Source organism: Saccharopolyspora dendranthemae, assembly GCF_007829955.1.
Classification (GTDB): Bacteria; Actinomycetota; Actinomycetes; order Mycobacteriales; family Pseudonocardiaceae; genus Saccharopolyspora; species Saccharopolyspora dendranthemae.
The window spans coordinates 1,898,371-1,913,186 of record NZ_VIWX01000001.1 but is presented as its reverse complement, the minus strand read 5'-3'; the positions used below and the strand labels follow the sequence as shown (position 1 = coordinate 1,913,186).

Here is a 14,816-nt window from a genome sequence, read left to right as displayed (position 1 = left end):
GGTGGGTGACAGGAAGGTTCCCTTGCTCGCGATCCCGGAGCCGATCACGAGGTGAGGCAGTCGGCTTCGTCTCGGTTCGTGTTGTTGCGCATCAGCAGCGCGGCGAGGAGGACGGCTGCGACGGGACCGATGATCAGGGCGGCGCTCGTCGGCAGCGTGAGGGCGTCGACGGCGATGGCGCAGACGACCATCGCCAGCGGGTAGGTGAAGCGCAGGCTTCGCCGCTGCCAGCGGAAGCGCCATTGCACCTGGTTGGCGCTGAACATCGCGAGTCCGGCCGCGAAACCGAACAGCAGTGGTGCCGACAGCGACAGCTCGCTCTGCAGCGTCAGGGCGCGCTGCGACAGCAGGAGGTCGATCAGCGCTGCGACTCCGGTGGCGCTGCCCAAGAAGAGCAAGGGCAGGGAGACCCACGACTTGACCGTGAGTTTTCCCAGTACAGCGCAGAACAGCACGGGCAAATGATGAACGGCGTTCACGGGGTCGCGCATCTGGTGCGGCGGTGGCCTCGCCAGGCGGTTGCTCTCCTGCGCCGGGCGGTCGCGCTGGTGCGACGAGCGGCTCCGGGAATACTGCCCGGAACACCTGCGTTGCAGGTCGCGTGCCGTGGTCTGGCACAATTGAAGGCTGGTTCCGGTCCCGGTTCACCACGTCGCGATGGGCGCGTGGACCCGGCGGCCAAGTTGAGAGGAAAAGCCGTTGAAGAGTGGTATTCACCCCGAGTACGTGGAGACGCAGGTCAACTGCGGTTGCGGCAACAGCTTCACGACCCACAGCACCCGCAAGAGCGGCCAGATCACCGTTGAGGTCTGCTCGAACTGCCACCCGTTCTACACGGGCAAGCAGAAGATCCTGGACACCGGTGGCCGAGTGGCCCGCTTCGAGGCCCGTTACGGCAAGCGCAAGAAGTAGCTGCGCCGACGGCGCCCGCTCTCCGCGTTGACGCGTGAGGGCGGGCGCCGTCTTTGCGTGAGGGCCGTCTCGACCAGAGAAGGCATCGTCGGAGTGCAAGCCGTGTGAGGAAAAGGGTCGCCCCGTGGAGACATCGAAGCTCGAAGGCCTGCTGGCCGAGTACGACGATCTGGAGAAGCGGCTGGCCGACCCGAGCGTGCACGTCGATCAGGCGAACGCCCGCAAGCTCGGCCGCCGCTACGCCGAGCTCACGCCGATCGTGCGCACCTCGCGAGAGCTGGACGAGACCCGCTCCGACCTGGAGACCGCTCGCGAGCTCGGCGCGGAGGACGAGAGCTTCGCGGAGGAGGCGGAACGGCTCGCCGAGCGCCTCCCGGAGCTCGAGGAGAAGCTCACCGAGCTGCTGCTGCCGCGCGACCCGCACGACGGCTCCGACGTGGTGCTGGAGGTCAAGTCCGGCGAAGGCGGCGAGGAATCCGCGCTGTTCGCGGGTGACCTGCTGCGCATGTACCTGCGCTTCGCCGAGCGCCAGGGGTGGCGAGCCGAGGTGCTGGATTCCACGGACTCCGATCTCGGTGGCTTCAAGGACGCCATGGTCGCCCTCAAGGCCAAGGCCGGCGACAACAGCCCGGACGGCGTGTGGTCGAAGATGAAGTTCGAAGGTGGCGTGCATCGCGTGCAGCGGGTGCCGATCACCGAGTCCCAGGGCCGTGTGCACACCTCCGCGGCCGGTGTGCTCGTCTACCCCGAGCCGGAAGAGGTCGAGGTCGAGGTGGACGAGAAAGACCTGCGCATCGATGTCTACCGGTCCTCCGGGCCCGGCGGGCAGAGCGTGAACACCACCGACTCAGCGGTGCGCATCACCCACCTGCCGACCGGCATCGTCGTGTCCTGCCAGAACGAGAAGTCGCAGCTCCAGAACAAGCTCCGGGCCATTCAGGTGCTCAGGGCGCGGCTGCAGGCCGCCGCGGAGGAGGAGGCCGAGCGCGAGGCGTCGGAGACCCGGCGCAGCCAGGTCCGCACGGTGGACCGCTCGGAGCGCATCCGCACCTACAACTTCCCCGAGAACCGGATCTCGGACCACCGCGTCAACTACAAGGCGTACAACCTCGATCACGTTCTCGACGGTGATCTGGACGGGGTGCTCGACGCGCTGCTCGCTGCCGATCGCAACGAGCGCCTCGCGCTCTAAGCTGAGCGACGTGACCCGACAGCCACTGCGCTTGGCCATCCTGGAGGCCGAGCGCACTCTTGCGGCGGCGGGCGTGGGAAGTCCGCGCGCCGACGCCGAGCTGCTCGCCGCGCATCTGCTCGGCGTCGAGCGCACCAAGCTCATGATGGTTCCCCTGGTCGACCCGCCGGTCGTGCAGGCGCTGCAGGACCTCGTGGGCCAGCGCGCCGCACGGGTGCCGCTGCAGCACCTGACCGGCCGCGCCTTCCTGAGCGGCGTGGACCTCGAGGTGGGGCCCGGCGTGTTCGTGCCCCGTCCTGAGACCGAGCTGCTGGTCGAGTGGGGTGTGGGCATCGTGGACGGTGTCGAGCGACCCACGATCGTCGACCTGTGCTCGGGTTCGGGCGCGCTCGCCCTGGCGCTCGCCCACGTCCGCCCGGACGCCTGCGTGCACGCCGTCGAGAAGGACCCCATCGCTCTGTCCTGGGCTCGGCGCAACGCCGGATCGCGGTCGGAGGCCGGGGACACCCCGATCGATCTCTACTCCGGTGACGTGACCGACCCGATGCTGTTCATGGAGCTCGAAGGCCTGGTCGACCTTGTCGTCTGCAATCCGCCCTACGTGCCCGACGGCACGCCGGTCCCGCCCGAGGTCCGCAACCACGACCCCCACGAAGCCGTCTTCGGCGGCCGCGACGGGCTCGACGTCGTGCGCCACGTGGTGGCCTGCGCGGCCCGCCTCCTCAAGCCCGGCGGCGGCGTCGCGATCGAGCACGACGACACCCACGGCGGATCGGTTCCCGCACTCCTGCGGGCCCGCCGGGTGCTGACCGAGGTCCAGGAGCACCCGGACCTCGCCGGGCGCCCGCGCTTCGCCACCGCGCGGCGCACCCACCCGGAGTGACAGGTTGGTTCCCATCCTCGCGATGAGAAGCCCTGCCCACCGCCGGTGAGTGATGTCCGGCGATGGGCAGGGACTGCTGGTGCGCGAAAGGTTCCCTTGCTCAGGTCGCGGGCTTGTCGCTGGAGTTCTCGGGGGACTCCTTCGCCGGCTTCTCGGAGTCGGAGGGGCTTTCCGAGGTCGTGTCGGGCGTTTCCTCGGATTCGGTTCCGGGCTTGTCGTCTTCCTCGGTGCCGGTGGTGTTCTCGGTCTTCGAGTCGACCTTGAGGAAGCGGGTCGGTTCGTCCGTGGAGGTCTTCTTCGCGTCAGCGGGCTTCGGATCGGGGCTTTCGTCGGCGGTGTCGGCGTCATTTGAGCCCGTCACCGCAGCGGCATCCGCGTGCTCCGCGGATGCCTCCGCCTTCGGCGATTCCTCGCCCTCCGTCGACTCGGAGGCCTCTGCCGGCTCGGAGCTCTCCTCCGGTTCGGCCGTCGTCGCGGAGTCGGTGGTCTCCTCCGGCTCCGACGGTTCCGGGGATTCTGCGCTCTCCTCGCCGGTCTCGGCTGCGGCGCTGCCGGCGCCGACCTTCAGCATCTTGGTCGGGGCGTCGACGCTTCCGCTGTCGGCGGCGGGCCGCTTCTCGCCCTCGGTCTCCTCGGCGGCCGCGATCGGCTTCGGGGGCTCGGCCGCAGCGCGGGTGTTCAGCCGGTGCGTGGGTGCCTCGGCCGTCTCGTCGCGCTTGGGCGTGCCGTTGGTTCCCTTCGCGGGCGCAGGCGCGTTGACGGCGTTGACGAACTCCCGGAGCAGGGCGTTGAACTCGGTGGGGCGCTCGCGGTTCGGCCAGTGCCCTGCCTGCGGCATGATCCGCAGCTGCGCGCCGGGGATGGCGTTGGCCACCGCCTGGGCGGAGGAGACCGGGACGAGGGCGTCCTTCTCGCCGTGGATCACGGTGACGGGGCAGCTGATCCGCTCGAGCTGGGGCAGGTGGTTGATGCTCATCGACCGGTGGTTGATGGCGTCGGCGTGCCAATCGGCGAAGACCGATCGCCGGACGCCTGCTTCGGCGCGGACTTCGTCGACCACGGATTCGAGGTCCCGAACCGAGGAAGCGTCGGCGAAGAACACCTTGTTCAGCGCGAAGCGCACCAGAGCGCGGTTGCTGCGAAGCAGTTTCGCCGCCGTCCGGCCACTGAGGTCCGTGCGCATCAGCAGGTAGGTGAGCAGGTGGTGCGGCATGCGGTGCTGCATCCCGGTGCTGTCGGCCAGCGCGAGCGCGCGCACCCGCTGCGGGTGGCGCAGCGTGAAGCCGGTCGCGATGCTGCCGCCCATGGACAGGCCGACCAGGGTCGCCTGCGGGATCCGCCAGGCGTCGAGCAGCCAGCGCAGGACCTCTTCGAAGGTGCGCTGGTTGCCCCGCCCGCGCCACTGGGTGCTGCCTCCCTGGCCGGGCAGGTCGGGGGCGTACACGCGGTGGTCGGCGGCCAGGACACCGATGGTGTTGCGCCAGCTCAGCAGGGCGTTGTCAGGCCCGCCGCCGTGCAGCAGGACGATCGGCGGCCCGTCTGTGCCCGCCTTGTAGTAGCGGACCTTGCCGGCGGGGAATTCGATCTCGTCGACCTCGACACCCTGCGGTGGGGCGGTCATCTGCGCTCTCCTCTTTTCTCTGATCCATCGGTGCCCGTGTCCGGCAGACGCGTGGGAGGCCCGGTTCGTTTCGTGCTCGTGTCCGCGGCCACACCCGAATTGATCTCAGGCCGATGCCCCGGTGTTACTCGCCAGGATGCTCCTAGACAGTGATCTGCTGCACCACTCGAAAGGGTCTCGGCGTGGCGTGTCAGGATGCGTGGAGTGAGCACCGTTTTTGACTGCAGCAGTCCGGACAAGCGCAAGGCGGGCCTCGCCGCCGCGGCGAACACGGTTCGCGCCGGCGGGCTCGTGGTGATGCCGACCGACACGGTCTACGGCATCGGCGCCGACGCCTTCGACGCGGAGGCGGTGCGTTCCCTCCTGACGGCGAAGGGACGCGGCCCGGACATGCCCGTTCCGGTCCTGGTCGGCTCGTGGTCCACTGTGGATGGGCTGGTCATGTCGGTCCCGGAGCAGGCGCGAGCCCTCATCGAGGCCTTCTGGCCGGGCGGGCTGTCCCTGGTGTTGCCGCAGGCGCCGTCGCTGAACTGGAACCTCGGCGAGACCCGGGGAACCGTGAACCTGCGGATGCCCCTGCACCCGGTCGCGCTGGACCTCCTGCGGGAGGTCGGCCCGATGGCCGTCTCCAGCGCCAACCACACCGGCCAGCCGCCCGCGGCCAGCGCCGGTGAGGCCGAGGCGCAGCTTGGCGACCGCGTGCAGGTGTACCTCGACGGCGGTCCCTCGGGGGAGCCGGTGGCCTCGACGATCGTCGATCTCACCCAGGGCACTCCGCGCGTGCTCCGCGAGGGCGCTGTGAGCAGGGCGGAGCTGTCGGACGTGCTGGGTGTGGAGATCGAACCGGACCGGTGAGAGGTCCCGCCGCCGGGATCGATAGCGTTAGAGCGGAAACTGTGCGGGCCAGCCGTCCCTGTCGGGGCGGGCGGCGGTCTCGCCGCTCAAGGCGCTGCGCGCCGCGGCGACGCCGGTGAAGGGCCGTGATTCTCAACCGACGAGGAGCGCCGGGTTTGATTACTCCGTCCTGGGGGCCGAACTTCGACCTCGCGCCGCTGCGCGGGTGAGCCACCGGTATGGACTACGCACCCTTCGCCCCGGTCGGACTTCCTGCCCGTGAGTACCTGCTGGTCCTGCTCACGGCAGCGGTCACGACCTTCCTGCTGACCGGGCTGGTCCGGTTGCTGGCCATCCGGGTGGGCGCCGTCGCCTACCCGCGGGTTCGCGACGTGCACGTCAAGCCGATGCCGCGGATGGGTGGCGTCGCGATGTACGGCGGCGTGCTGGCCGCGACGTTCCTGGCCACGAACCTGCCCGCGTTGTCGCGGGGCTTCGCCTATTCCAAGGATTCGCTGGCGGTGCTCATCGCCGGCGGGCTGATCGTGCTGGTCGGGGCTCTCGACGACCGCTTCGAGCTGGATTCGCTGACGAAGCTGGCCGGTCAGGTGACCGCCGCGGGGATCCTGGTGCTCTCCGGTGTGCAGTGGTTCGTGTTCTGGGTGCCGTGGGGCGGCACCGACGGGCACGTGGGGCAGCTGCTGGTGCTGGGCAGCAACCAGGGGCAGCTGCTGACGGTGCTGCTGGTCGTGGCCATGATCAACGCGATGAACTTCGTCGACGGCTTGGACGGGCTGGCCTCGGGGATCGGGCTGATCTCGGCGGCCGCGACCTTCGTCTTCTGCCTGAGCGTGCTCGACCGCCAGAACGGCGACGTCAACGCCTACCCGCCGGCGATGATCGCGGCGGCGATCGCCGGCGCGTGCCTGGGCTTCCTGCCGCACAACTTCCAGCCCGCGAAGATCTTCATGGGCGATTCCGGGTCGATGCTGATCGGCCTGATGCTGGCGACGGCGAGCACCTCGGCCTCGGGAAGGATCATCTACACGGGTTCGGGCCCCGGCGACACGATCGCCTTGCTGTCGCCGCTGCTGGTCGTGGCGGCCGTGCTGTTCGTGCCGCTGCTGGACTTGATCATGGCGGTGGTGCGGCGGACGAAGGCGGGCAAGAGCCCGTTCCACGCCGACAAGATGCACCTGCACCACCGATTGCTCGAAATCGGTCATTCGCAGCGTCGGGCGGTGCTGCTGATGTACTTGTGGGCGGCGGTGATCGCCTTCGGCGCGGTGTCGTTGACGCTGTTCAACACGTGGGTGGTCGGCTGGGTCGTGGCCTTGACCGTGCTGCTGGCGGCTATCATTTCGTTGATTCCGCGCATGCGAACCCGAGCCGATCGAGAGTCCTGATGAGCGAAGCGTCCGAGTCCGCCAGCACCGCTGAGCAGGCCGAGCCGGTGAACCCGCACGCAGAGGTCGTGCGCAGGTTGGCCACCGAGATGCTGCGCACAGCGGTGTGGCCGGGTCTGGCCACCGTGGTGATCGGGGCGATCGTGGCCACGGTTCTGATCGGCGTCACCGGTCTCGTCGGGGCGTTGATCGGTGGGGTCGTTGCATTCGGGTCCTCATTGCTGACGATCTGGTTGATGCGGTTCTCCGGCGGCATGAACCCGCAATTTGTGATGGTTATCGCACTTGGTGGATATGTGGGCAAGATGCTCGTGCTGCTGGTGGTGATGACGTTGCTGGGAGGCATCGACGCCATTCACCGGGAGTCGATGGCCTTCACGATGCTGGCCACGGTCATGGTCTGGGCCGGCGCGGAGGTCGCGGCGTTCAAACGCGCCAAGATTCCGACCATCATTCCGAGCAACTGAACCGTTCTCACGGCGTAATCCGGGCCTGCGGATGGGTGCATTCGCAGGGGTAGCCACCCAGCATGTCGGTTGGCTACTTACCCGCTGGTAGGGTTTGCCCGAATGCCTTCCCTGCGCAGCGGGTTGAAGGGCACCACAAGGTCGGCCTTCAGGCACCACTCGGTGGGGAGGGCCCCTCCGCGTACCGGATCGCGTATCAGGTACGTTAAGTGCAAAACGTGACGATTCCCCCGGAAGAGTGAAGTTCGGCCGGGAGAACCGGAAGGAGCCCAGTTGGGCGCGCTGATGCTGGCCGAAGGCGGAACATTCCAGCCGCCGGGCGCCGATAGCTTTTTCCTCCCGCCGATCGCCGGCGGAGTCACCAAGCCGATGGTTCTCGTCGTGGCTTCGGCGATCATCGTGGGCGCCTACTTCCTGATCGCGACCCGAAACCTGAAGCTGGTTCCGGGCAAGGGTCAGTTCGTGGCCGAGTTCGCCTACGAGTTCAGCCGGAACAAGATCGCCCGGGAGCAGATCGGCGCCAAGGACTTCCGTCCTTTCGTACCGCTGATCTTCGCGCTGTTCACGTTCGTGCTGGTGAACAACCTCTTCGGGATCATCCCGATCATCCAGTTCCCCACGATGTCCAAGATCGGTTTCCCGATCGCGCTGGCAGCCGTGGTCTACCTGGTGTTCCACGGAGTCGGCTTCGCCCGCCACGGGTTCCTGGGTTACTTCAAGCACATCATGTTCCCGCCCGGGGTTCCGAAGCTGATCTACGTTCTGCTGGCGCCGATCGAGTTCCTGCAGAAGTTCGTCGCGCAGCCGGCCGCTCTCGCGGTCCGAGTGTTCGCCGCGATGTTCGCCGGACACCTCATCCTGCTGGTGTTCACGCTCGGCGGTGAGTACCTGCTCCTCGAGGCGAGCGTGGCGTTCAAGCCCATCTCCGTGGTGGCTTTCGCCTTCGCTATCGCCCTGACCTTTGTCGAAGCCCTGATCCAGGTGCTTCAGGCCTACATCTTCGCCCTGCTCACCGCGAACTTCATCGGTGCTGCGCTGGCCGAAGGCCACTGAGGGCCTGACACAAATTAAGAACCGGGCGACGACAAAGACTTTCCGATCCGAAAAAGGACCTGTCGATCCGCCCTTGTAAAGCGGACCGAGTGAAAGGTAGTGAAAGTGAGCAACATCGTTCTCGCGCAGGCCGCTGAGGCTGCGGGCAACATCAACCCCGGTCTCGCCGCGATCGGCTACGGCCTCGGCGCCGTCGGCCCGGGCATCGGCGTTGGTCTGATCTGGGCCGCCGTCATCAACGGCACCGCCCGTCAGCCGGAGGCCCAGGGTCAGCTGCAGGGCATCGCCTGGATCTCCTTCGTTCTGGTCGAGGTGCTGGCGCTGATCGGTCTGGTCGTCTACTTCATCGCGTCGGCTGCCTGATCATCTGACGGCTCAACGCGTTGGGAGACGTTGTGGTGAAGACCCAGATGTTGCTGGCCGCTGAAGGCGAGCACAACCCGATCGTCCCGGAGCCTGCGGAGATCGTGGTCGGTCTCGTCGCGTTCGGGCTGCTGCTGTTCGTGCTCTGGAAGTTCGCGGTCCCGCGCTTCGAGAAGATCTACGCGGAGCGCAGCGAGCGGATCGAGGGCGGGATCGCGAAGGCGGAGGCCGCGCAGGCCGATGCTCAGCGAACCCTGGAGCAGTACAAGTCGCAGCTGGCCGAGGCCCGCGCCGAGGCTGCGCGCATTCGCGACGATGCCCGTGCCGAGGGACAGCAGATCCTGGAGGAGATGCGCACGCAGGCTCAGACCGAGTCGGAGCGCATCGTCAGCCAGGGCCAGTCCCAGTTGGCGCACCAGCGGGCTCAGATCGTCGCCGAACTGCGCGCCGATCTGGGACGTCAGGCCGTCGACTTGGCCAGCCGAGTGGTCGGCGAGTCCCTTGAGGACGAGTCGCGTCGTCGCGGCACCGTTGACCGGTTCCTCGACGAGCTGGACGCGACCTCGGCCCCGGCCGAGTCGGCCAAGCCCTGAATCTAGTGAAAGGCGCTGAGAGTTGAGCACCCTCGTGAACGCCGCGAGCCGTGAAGCAATGGCAGCGAGTCAGCTGCAGTTGCTGCAGGCCACTGACGGGGCTCAGGCTGCGGAGATCACCGGGCTCGCCGACGAGCTTTTCGGCGTGGCCGCTCTGCTGGGCCGTGAGTCCACGCTCCGGCGGGCTCTCGCCGACGCCTCCACCGACGCGCAGTCCAGGGAGAACCTGGCTCGCGGGTTGCTGGAGCCCAAGGTCGGCGCCCGGGCACTGCCGGTGGTCGTCGAAGCCGTCCGCGCACGCTGGTCGACCCCGGGTGATCTGGTGGGCGGGCTCGAGCAGCTCGCCCGCACCGCGCTGCTGGTGCAGGCTGAACGGGCAGGTCGCCTCGACGCCGTCGAGGACGAGCTGTTCCGGCTGGGCCGCATCATCGGCTCGGAGGTGGACCTGGAGCGCTTGCTGTCGGACCCCTCCGGGGATCCCGCCAGCAAGACCGCTGTGCTGGATCGGCTCATCGAGGGCAAGGTCGAGCCGGTGACCCTCGAACTGGTCCGGCAGCTCGTGGCCCGGCCGCGTGGTCGGCGGGTCAGCGAGGGGCTGGAAGAGCTGGCCGAGCTGTCGGCGAAGCGCCGGGAACGCTCGGTGGCGCACATCCGATCCGCTTTCCCGCTCAGCGCGGAACAGCAGGAGCGGTTGTCGCGCACCCTGCAGCGGATCTACGCCCGTCCGATCGCTCTGCACCTGGAGGTCGATCCGGGTGTCGAGGGCGGGCTGCTGATCAAGGTCGGTGACGAGGTCATCGACGGCAGCGTGACGGGACGCCTGCAGACGCTGCGGCGCGACCTGGCCGACTGATGCCGACGCCGCGCCCCGGTCGCACCATCGGGCCGGGCGCGCGGCGCGCAACACCAACTCCCTTCCAAGAACTAACCGAGGGCAGGAACGAGACATGGCGGAGCTGACGATCTCGTCGGACGAGATCCGCAGTGCGATCGAGAATTACGTCTCCAGCTACTCCCCGGAGGTCAGCCGCGAGGAGGTCGGGGTCGTCACCGATACTGGTGACGGCATCGCCCATGTCGAGGGACTGCCTTCGGTCATGACCGAGGAACTGCTGGAGTTCCCCGGCGGCATCTACGGTGTCGCGATGAACCTCGAGGCTCAGGAGATCGGCGCGGTCATCCTGGGTGAGTCCGAGAAGATCGAAGAAGGCCAGGAGGTCAAGCGGACCGGCAAGGTCATGTCGACCCCGGTCGGCGACGGCTTCCTCGGTCGCGTGGTGAACTCGCTGGGTGAGCCCATCGACGGCCTCGGCGAGGTCGCTGCCGAGGAGCAGCGCCCGCTGGAGCTGCAGGCCGCGACGGTCGTGCAGCGGCAGGGCGTCGGCGAGCCGATGCAGACCGGCATCAAGGCCATCGACTCGATGACCCCGGTCGGCCGCGGTCAGCGCCAGCTGATCATCGGTGACCGCAAGACCGGTAAGACCACGGTCGCGGTCGACACGATCATCAACCAGAAGCAGAACTGGGAGTCGGGCGACCCGACCAAGCAGGTCCGCTGCATCTACGTCGCGATCGGCCAGAAGGGCTCCACGATCGCCGGTGTGAAGCGGTCCCTCGAGGACGCCGGCGCGATGGACTACACGACCATCGTCGCGGCCCCGGCTTCGGACTCCCCGGGTCTGAAGTGGCTGGCCCCCTACACCGGTTCGGCCATCGGTCAGCACTGGATGTACCAGGGCAAGCACGTCCTGATCATCTTCGACGACCTCACCAAGCAGGCCGAGGCCTACCGCGCGCTGTCGCTGCTGCTGCGTCGTCCGCCGGGCCGCGAGGCCTACCCGGGTGACGTCTTCTACCTGCACTCGCGTCTGCTGGAGCGCTGCGCGAAGCTGTCGGACGAGCTGGGCGCCGGCTCGATGACGGGTCTGCCGATCATCGAGACCAAGGCCAACGACGTGTCGGCCTACATTCCGACCAACGTCATCTCGATCACCGACGGGCAGTGCTTCCTGCAGTCGGACATGTTCAACGCCGGTCAGCGCCCGGCCATCGACGTCGGCATCTCGGTGTCGCGTGTCGGTGGTTCCGCGCAGATCAAGGCGATGAAGGGTGTCACCGGTTCGCTGCGTCTGGACCTGGCTCAGTACCGCGAGCTGGAGGCCTTCTCGGCCTTCGCCTCCGACCTGGACGCCGCTTCCAAGGCCCAGCTGGACCGCGGTGCCCGCCTGATGGAGATCCTCAAGCAGGGTCAGGGCGAGCCGCTTCCGGTCGAGGACGAGGTCGTGTCCCTGTTCATCGCCACCAAGGGTCACCTCGACTCGGTGGCGATCCCGGACGTGCGCCGCTTCGAGAGCGAGTTCCTCTCTCACATGCGCCGCTCGCACGAGACCACGCTCAAGGACATCATCGAGACCGGCAAGCTGTCCGCCGACGGCGAGAAGGCCATCGTCGACGCCGTCGAGGAGTTCAAGAAGAGCTTCACCGGTTCGGCCGGCTCCGCCGCGCCGAGCGGTCCGGACGCCGAGGCTCTGGCCGCCGATGAGGTCGGGCAGGAGACCGTGAAGGTCGCCAAGCCCGCGCCGAAGGAGTGACCGGATAAGCCATGGCCAACCTTCGGGAACTCCGGGATCGCATCCGGTCGGTGAAGTCGACCCGGAAGATCACCAAAGCGCAGGAGCTCATCGCTACCTCGCGCATCACCAAGGCGCAGGCCAGGGTTGAGGCTTCACGGCCGTACGCCGAGGAGATCACCAACGTCCTGTCCGCGCTGGCTGACGTGAGCACGTTGGACCACCCGCTGCTGACCGAGCGCACCAACCCCAAGCGGGCCGGTGTGCTGGTCGTGACCAGTGACCGGGGTTTCTGCGGCGGCTACAACGCGAACGTCATCAAGGCCGCCGAAGAACTGCAGTCGCTGCTCCGGGAGCAGGGCAAGCAGCCGGTGCTGTACGTCATCGGCCGCAAGGGCGAGTCGTACTACCGGTTCCGGCAGCGCGAGATCGAGGCGAGCTGGTCCGGCTTCAGCGACCGCCCCGAGTACGCCAACGCCTCCGAGGTCGGCGAGACCCTGGTCAAGGCGTTTCTGGCGGGTGCCGACGACTACCTCGACGACGGTGGTGCGGACGGTAAGCTGGGTGTGGACGAGCTCCACCTGGTCAGCACCGACTTCGTGTCGATGCTGACCCAGCAGCCGGCCGTTCGGCGGATCGCTCCGCTGGAGGTCGAGTACACCGACGAGCGCAAGCTCAAGCCCGTCTACGAGTTCGAGCCGGACGCCGAGACGCTGTTCTCCGCCCTGCTGCCGAAGTACATCAAGACCCGCCTGTTCGCGGGCTTGCTGGACGCGGCGGCCTCGGAACACGCGGCTCGCCGGACGGCGATGAAGTCGGCGACGGACAATGCGGACGAGTTGATCCGCAACCTCAGCCGCGAGGCCAACCAGGCCCGCCAGGCCCAGATCACCCAGGAAATCAGCGAGATCGTCGGCGGTGTCGAGGCGCTCTCGTCCGCAGGAAGTGAGTGACATGACTGCTGCTACTGCCACCAGCACTGGCACGGGCCGCGTCGTTCGGGTGCTCGGCCCCGTCGTGGACGTCGAGTTCCCGCGTGACCAGGTGCCCGACCTCAACAACGCCCTCACGGCCGAGATCACGGCTGAGGACATGGCCAAGACGCTGACCCTCGAGGTCGCCCAGCACCTGGGCGACAGCGTGGTGCGCACCGTCTCGATGCAGCCCACCCAGGGCCTGGTTCGCGGCGTGAACGTCGTGGACAGCGGTTCGGCCATCTCCGTCCCGGTCGGCGACAAGGTCAAGGGCCACGTCTGGAACGCGCTGGGTCACTGCCTCGACGAGCCGGGCTACGGCTCGGACGCCGAGCGCTGGGAGATCCACCGCAAGGCCCCGGCCTTCGACCAGCTCGAGGGCAAGACCGAGGTGCTCGAGACCGGCATCAAGGTGATCGACCTGCTCACCCCGTACGTGCAGGGTGGCAAGATCGGTCTGTTCGGTGGTGCCGGTGTCGGCAAGACCGTTCTGATCCAGGAGATGATCCGCCGAGTCGCCAAGAACTTCGGTGGTACCTCCGTGTTCGCCGGTGTCGGTGAGCGCACCCGTGAGGGCAACGACCTCTGGGTGGAGATGGACGAGTCCGGCGTTCTGGCCGACACCGCGCTGGTGTTCGGTCAGATGGACGAGCCGCCGGGCACCCGCATGCGCGTGGCGCTGTCCGCTCTGACGATGGCGGAGTACTTCCGCGACGTGCAGAACCAGGACGTGCTGCTGTTCATCGACAACATCTTCCGGTTCACCCAGGCCGGCCAGGAGGTGTCGACCCTGCTGGGCCGCATGCCTTCGGCCGTGGGTTACCAGCCGACGCTGGCCGACGAGATGGGTGAGCTGCAGGAGCGGATCACCTCCACGCGTGGTCGTTCGATCACCTCGATGCAGGCGATCTACGTGCCGGCGGACGACTACACCGACCCGGCGCCGGCGACGACCTTCGCCCACCTGGACGCCACCACGGAGCTGTCCCGTCCGATTTCGCAGATGGGTATCTACCCGGCGGTCGACCCGCTGACCTCGAGCTCCACCATTCTCGACCCGTCGGTCGTGGGTGAGGAGCACTACCGCGTGGCCCAGGAGGTCAAGCGGATCCTGCAGAAGTACAAGGAGCTGCAGGACATCATCGCCATCCTCGGCATGGACGAGCTGTCCGAAGAGGACAAGGTGACGGTGCAGCGTGCGCGCCGCATCCAGCGCTACCTGTCGCAGAACTTCTTCGTCGCGAAGCAGTTCACCGGCCAGGACGGTTCCTTCGTTTCGGTGAAGGAGACCATCGAGGCCTTCGACAAGCTCTGCAAGGGCGACTTCGACCACTACCCGGAGCAGGCCTTCCTGTCCATCGGTGGTCTCGACGACCTCGAGCAGGCGTACAAGAAGCTCACCGAGCAGTGAGCTGCCTCCCCGCTCGCGAGCCGGGCGGGGAGTGGTGAAGACCGGCGAGCGGGGTCGGGGCCCGACGGGTCCCGACCCCCTTTGCCGCTAGGCATTTCCGGCCCGGTCAGTCCAGATCGCCCTGGTGGCGTTGGCTAGACTGCCCGCACACACCCGACAAAGGAGACGCGCGTGGCCAACATGTCCGTCCAACTGGTCGCCGTCGAGCGCCTGCTGTGGTCCGGGGAGGCGACCTCGGTGGTCGCGCAGACCGCTGAAGGAGTGATCGGCATCCTGCCGGGCCACGAACCGCTGCTGGGGCAGCTGGTCGACGGTGGCGTCGTGCGCATCACCACCACTGACAAGGAGACCGTGACCGCTGCGGTGCACGGTGGTTTCCTCTCGGTGTCCGGCGACGGCGTGAGCGTGCTCGCCGAGTCCGCGGAGCTGGCCCACGAGATCGACGTGGCGCAGGCCCGCAAGGACGTCACGAGCGAGGACGAGCTGGCCAGAACGCAGGCGTCTGCCCGATTGCGAGCAGCGGGCCAGACGGACTGA

16 protein-coding genes are annotated in these 14,816 nt (G+C 67.8%); 14 read left to right on the top strand and 2 right to left on the bottom strand.

Translation table 11 applies throughout. The annotated features are described in order from the left end of the window. Window positions 1–44: 44 nt before the first annotated feature. Complete coding sequence (locus tag FHU35_RS08690; RefSeq protein ID WP_145737803.1) at window positions 45–455, bottom strand: hypothetical protein; 411 nt, start codon at window positions 453–455, stop codon at window positions 45–47. A 244-nt stretch (window positions 456–699) separates the two neighbouring features. Between FHU35_RS08690 and rpmE the strand changes: the two genes are divergently transcribed. The 3 genes from rpmE (at window position 700) to prmC (ending at window position 2,987) form a co-directional block, all read left to right on the top strand. After that, window positions 700–912, top strand: coding sequence for a 50S ribosomal protein L31 (gene rpmE, locus FHU35_RS08685; protein WP_145737802.1), 213 nt, complete (start codon window positions 700–702; stop codon window positions 910–912). Window positions 913–1,036: 124 nt separating this feature from the next. Continuing rightward, window positions 1,037–2,104, top strand: coding sequence for a peptide chain release factor 1 (gene prfA, locus FHU35_RS08680; RefSeq protein ID WP_145737801.1), 1,068 nt, complete (start codon window positions 1,037–1,039; stop codon window positions 2,102–2,104). A gap of 10 nt (window positions 2,105–2,114) precedes the next feature. After that, on the top strand, window positions 2,115–2,987 hold the full coding sequence (gene prmC / locus FHU35_RS08675) for a peptide chain release factor N(5)-glutamine methyltransferase (RefSeq protein WP_145737800.1): 873 nt from the start codon (window positions 2,115–2,117) through the stop codon (window positions 2,985–2,987). A gap of 100 nt (window positions 2,988–3,087) precedes the next feature. On the opposite strand, the gene FHU35_RS29545 is transcribed toward prmC, so the two are convergent. Beyond that, window positions 3,088–4,608, bottom strand: a complete 1,521-nt coding sequence (locus tag FHU35_RS29545) for an alpha/beta fold hydrolase (RefSeq protein ID WP_222429299.1) — start codon at window positions 4,606–4,608, stop codon at window positions 3,088–3,090. Between the two features lie 204 nt (window positions 4,609–4,812). Between FHU35_RS29545 and FHU35_RS08665 the strand changes: the two genes are divergently transcribed. The 11 genes from FHU35_RS08665 to FHU35_RS08615 all read left to right on the top strand — a co-directional run bounded on the left by FHU35_RS08665 (window position 4,813) and on the right by FHU35_RS08615 (window position 14,816). Beyond that, window positions 4,813–5,463, top strand: a complete 651-nt coding sequence (locus FHU35_RS08665; RefSeq protein ID WP_145737799.1) for an L-threonylcarbamoyladenylate synthase — start codon at window positions 4,813–4,815, stop codon at window positions 5,461–5,463. Between the two features lie 218 nt (window positions 5,464–5,681). Beyond that, window positions 5,682–6,848 (top strand): glycosyltransferase family 4 protein, encoded by a 1,167-nt coding sequence (locus tag FHU35_RS08660; RefSeq protein WP_145737798.1) that lies wholly within the window; start codon window positions 5,682–5,684, stop codon window positions 6,846–6,848. Continuing rightward, window positions 6,848–7,315 carry a Cg1360 family ATP-synthase-associated protein gene (locus tag FHU35_RS08655; protein ID WP_145737797.1) on the top strand — a complete coding sequence of 156 codons (468 nt, stop codon included), beginning with the start codon at window positions 6,848–6,850 and terminating at the stop codon, window positions 7,313–7,315. The genes FHU35_RS08660 and FHU35_RS08655 overlap by 1 nt, the downstream gene beginning before the upstream one ends. Window positions 7,316–7,588: 273 nt before the next feature. Further along, window positions 7,589–8,368 (top strand): F0F1 ATP synthase subunit A, encoded by a 780-nt coding sequence (atpB, locus tag FHU35_RS08650; RefSeq protein ID WP_145737796.1) that lies wholly within the window; start codon window positions 7,589–7,591, stop codon window positions 8,366–8,368. 105 nt (window positions 8,369–8,473) lie between these two features. Then, a complete protein-coding gene (locus tag FHU35_RS08645) occupies window positions 8,474–8,731 on the top strand; it encodes an ATP synthase subunit c family protein (protein WP_132672361.1) in 258 nt (85 codons plus the stop codon). Window positions 8,732–8,766: 35 nt separating this feature from the next. After that, window positions 8,767–9,324, top strand: a complete 558-nt coding sequence (locus FHU35_RS08640; protein ID WP_145737795.1) for a F0F1 ATP synthase subunit B — start codon at window positions 8,767–8,769, stop codon at window positions 9,322–9,324. A gap of 22 nt (window positions 9,325–9,346) precedes the next feature. After that, window positions 9,347–10,177, top strand: a complete 831-nt coding sequence (locus FHU35_RS08635) for a F0F1 ATP synthase subunit delta (protein ID WP_145737794.1) — start codon at window positions 9,347–9,349, stop codon at window positions 10,175–10,177. Between the two features lie 94 nt (window positions 10,178–10,271). Then, window positions 10,272–11,915 carry a F0F1 ATP synthase subunit alpha gene (atpA, locus tag FHU35_RS08630; RefSeq protein ID WP_145737793.1) on the top strand — a complete coding sequence of 548 codons (1,644 nt, stop codon included), beginning with the start codon at window positions 10,272–10,274 and terminating at the stop codon, window positions 11,913–11,915. 11 nt (window positions 11,916–11,926) lie between these two features. Next, window positions 11,927–12,847 carry a F0F1 ATP synthase subunit gamma gene (locus tag FHU35_RS08625; RefSeq protein ID WP_145737792.1) on the top strand — a complete coding sequence of 307 codons (921 nt, stop codon included), beginning with the start codon at window positions 11,927–11,929 and terminating at the stop codon, window positions 12,845–12,847. 1 nt (window position 12,848) lies between these two features. After that, window positions 12,849–14,279: a F0F1 ATP synthase subunit beta gene (gene atpD / locus FHU35_RS08620; protein WP_145737791.1), complete on the top strand. Its 1,431-nt coding sequence runs from the start codon at window positions 12,849–12,851 to the stop codon at window positions 14,277–14,279. Between the two features lie 171 nt (window positions 14,280–14,450). Continuing rightward, window positions 14,451–14,816 (top strand): F0F1 ATP synthase subunit epsilon, encoded by a 366-nt coding sequence (locus FHU35_RS08615; RefSeq protein WP_145737790.1) that lies wholly within the window; start codon window positions 14,451–14,453, stop codon window positions 14,814–14,816.

Bases quoted from the DNA above. Each gene is read 5' to 3' on its own strand.
- FHU35_RS08660 (WP_145737798.1), top strand. From the start codon at position 5,682: ATGGACTACGCACCCTTCGCCCCGGTCGGACTTCCTGCCCGTGAGTAC.
- FHU35_RS08655 (WP_145737797.1), top strand. From the start codon at position 6,848: ATGAGCGAAGCGTCCGAGTCCGCCAGCACCGCTGAGCAGGCCGAGCCG.
- atpD (WP_145737791.1), top strand. From the start codon at position 12,849: ATGACTGCTGCTACTGCCACCAGCACTGGCACGGGCCGCGTCGTTCGG.
- FHU35_RS29545 (WP_222429299.1), bottom strand. From the start codon at position 4,608: ATGACCGCCCCACCGCAGGGTGTCGAGGTCGACGAGATCGAATTCCCC.
- atpA (WP_145737793.1), top strand. From the start codon at position 10,272: ATGGCGGAGCTGACGATCTCGTCGGACGAGATCCGCAGTGCGATCGAG.
- FHU35_RS08625 (WP_145737792.1), top strand. From the start codon at position 11,927: ATGGCCAACCTTCGGGAACTCCGGGATCGCATCCGGTCGGTGAAGTCG.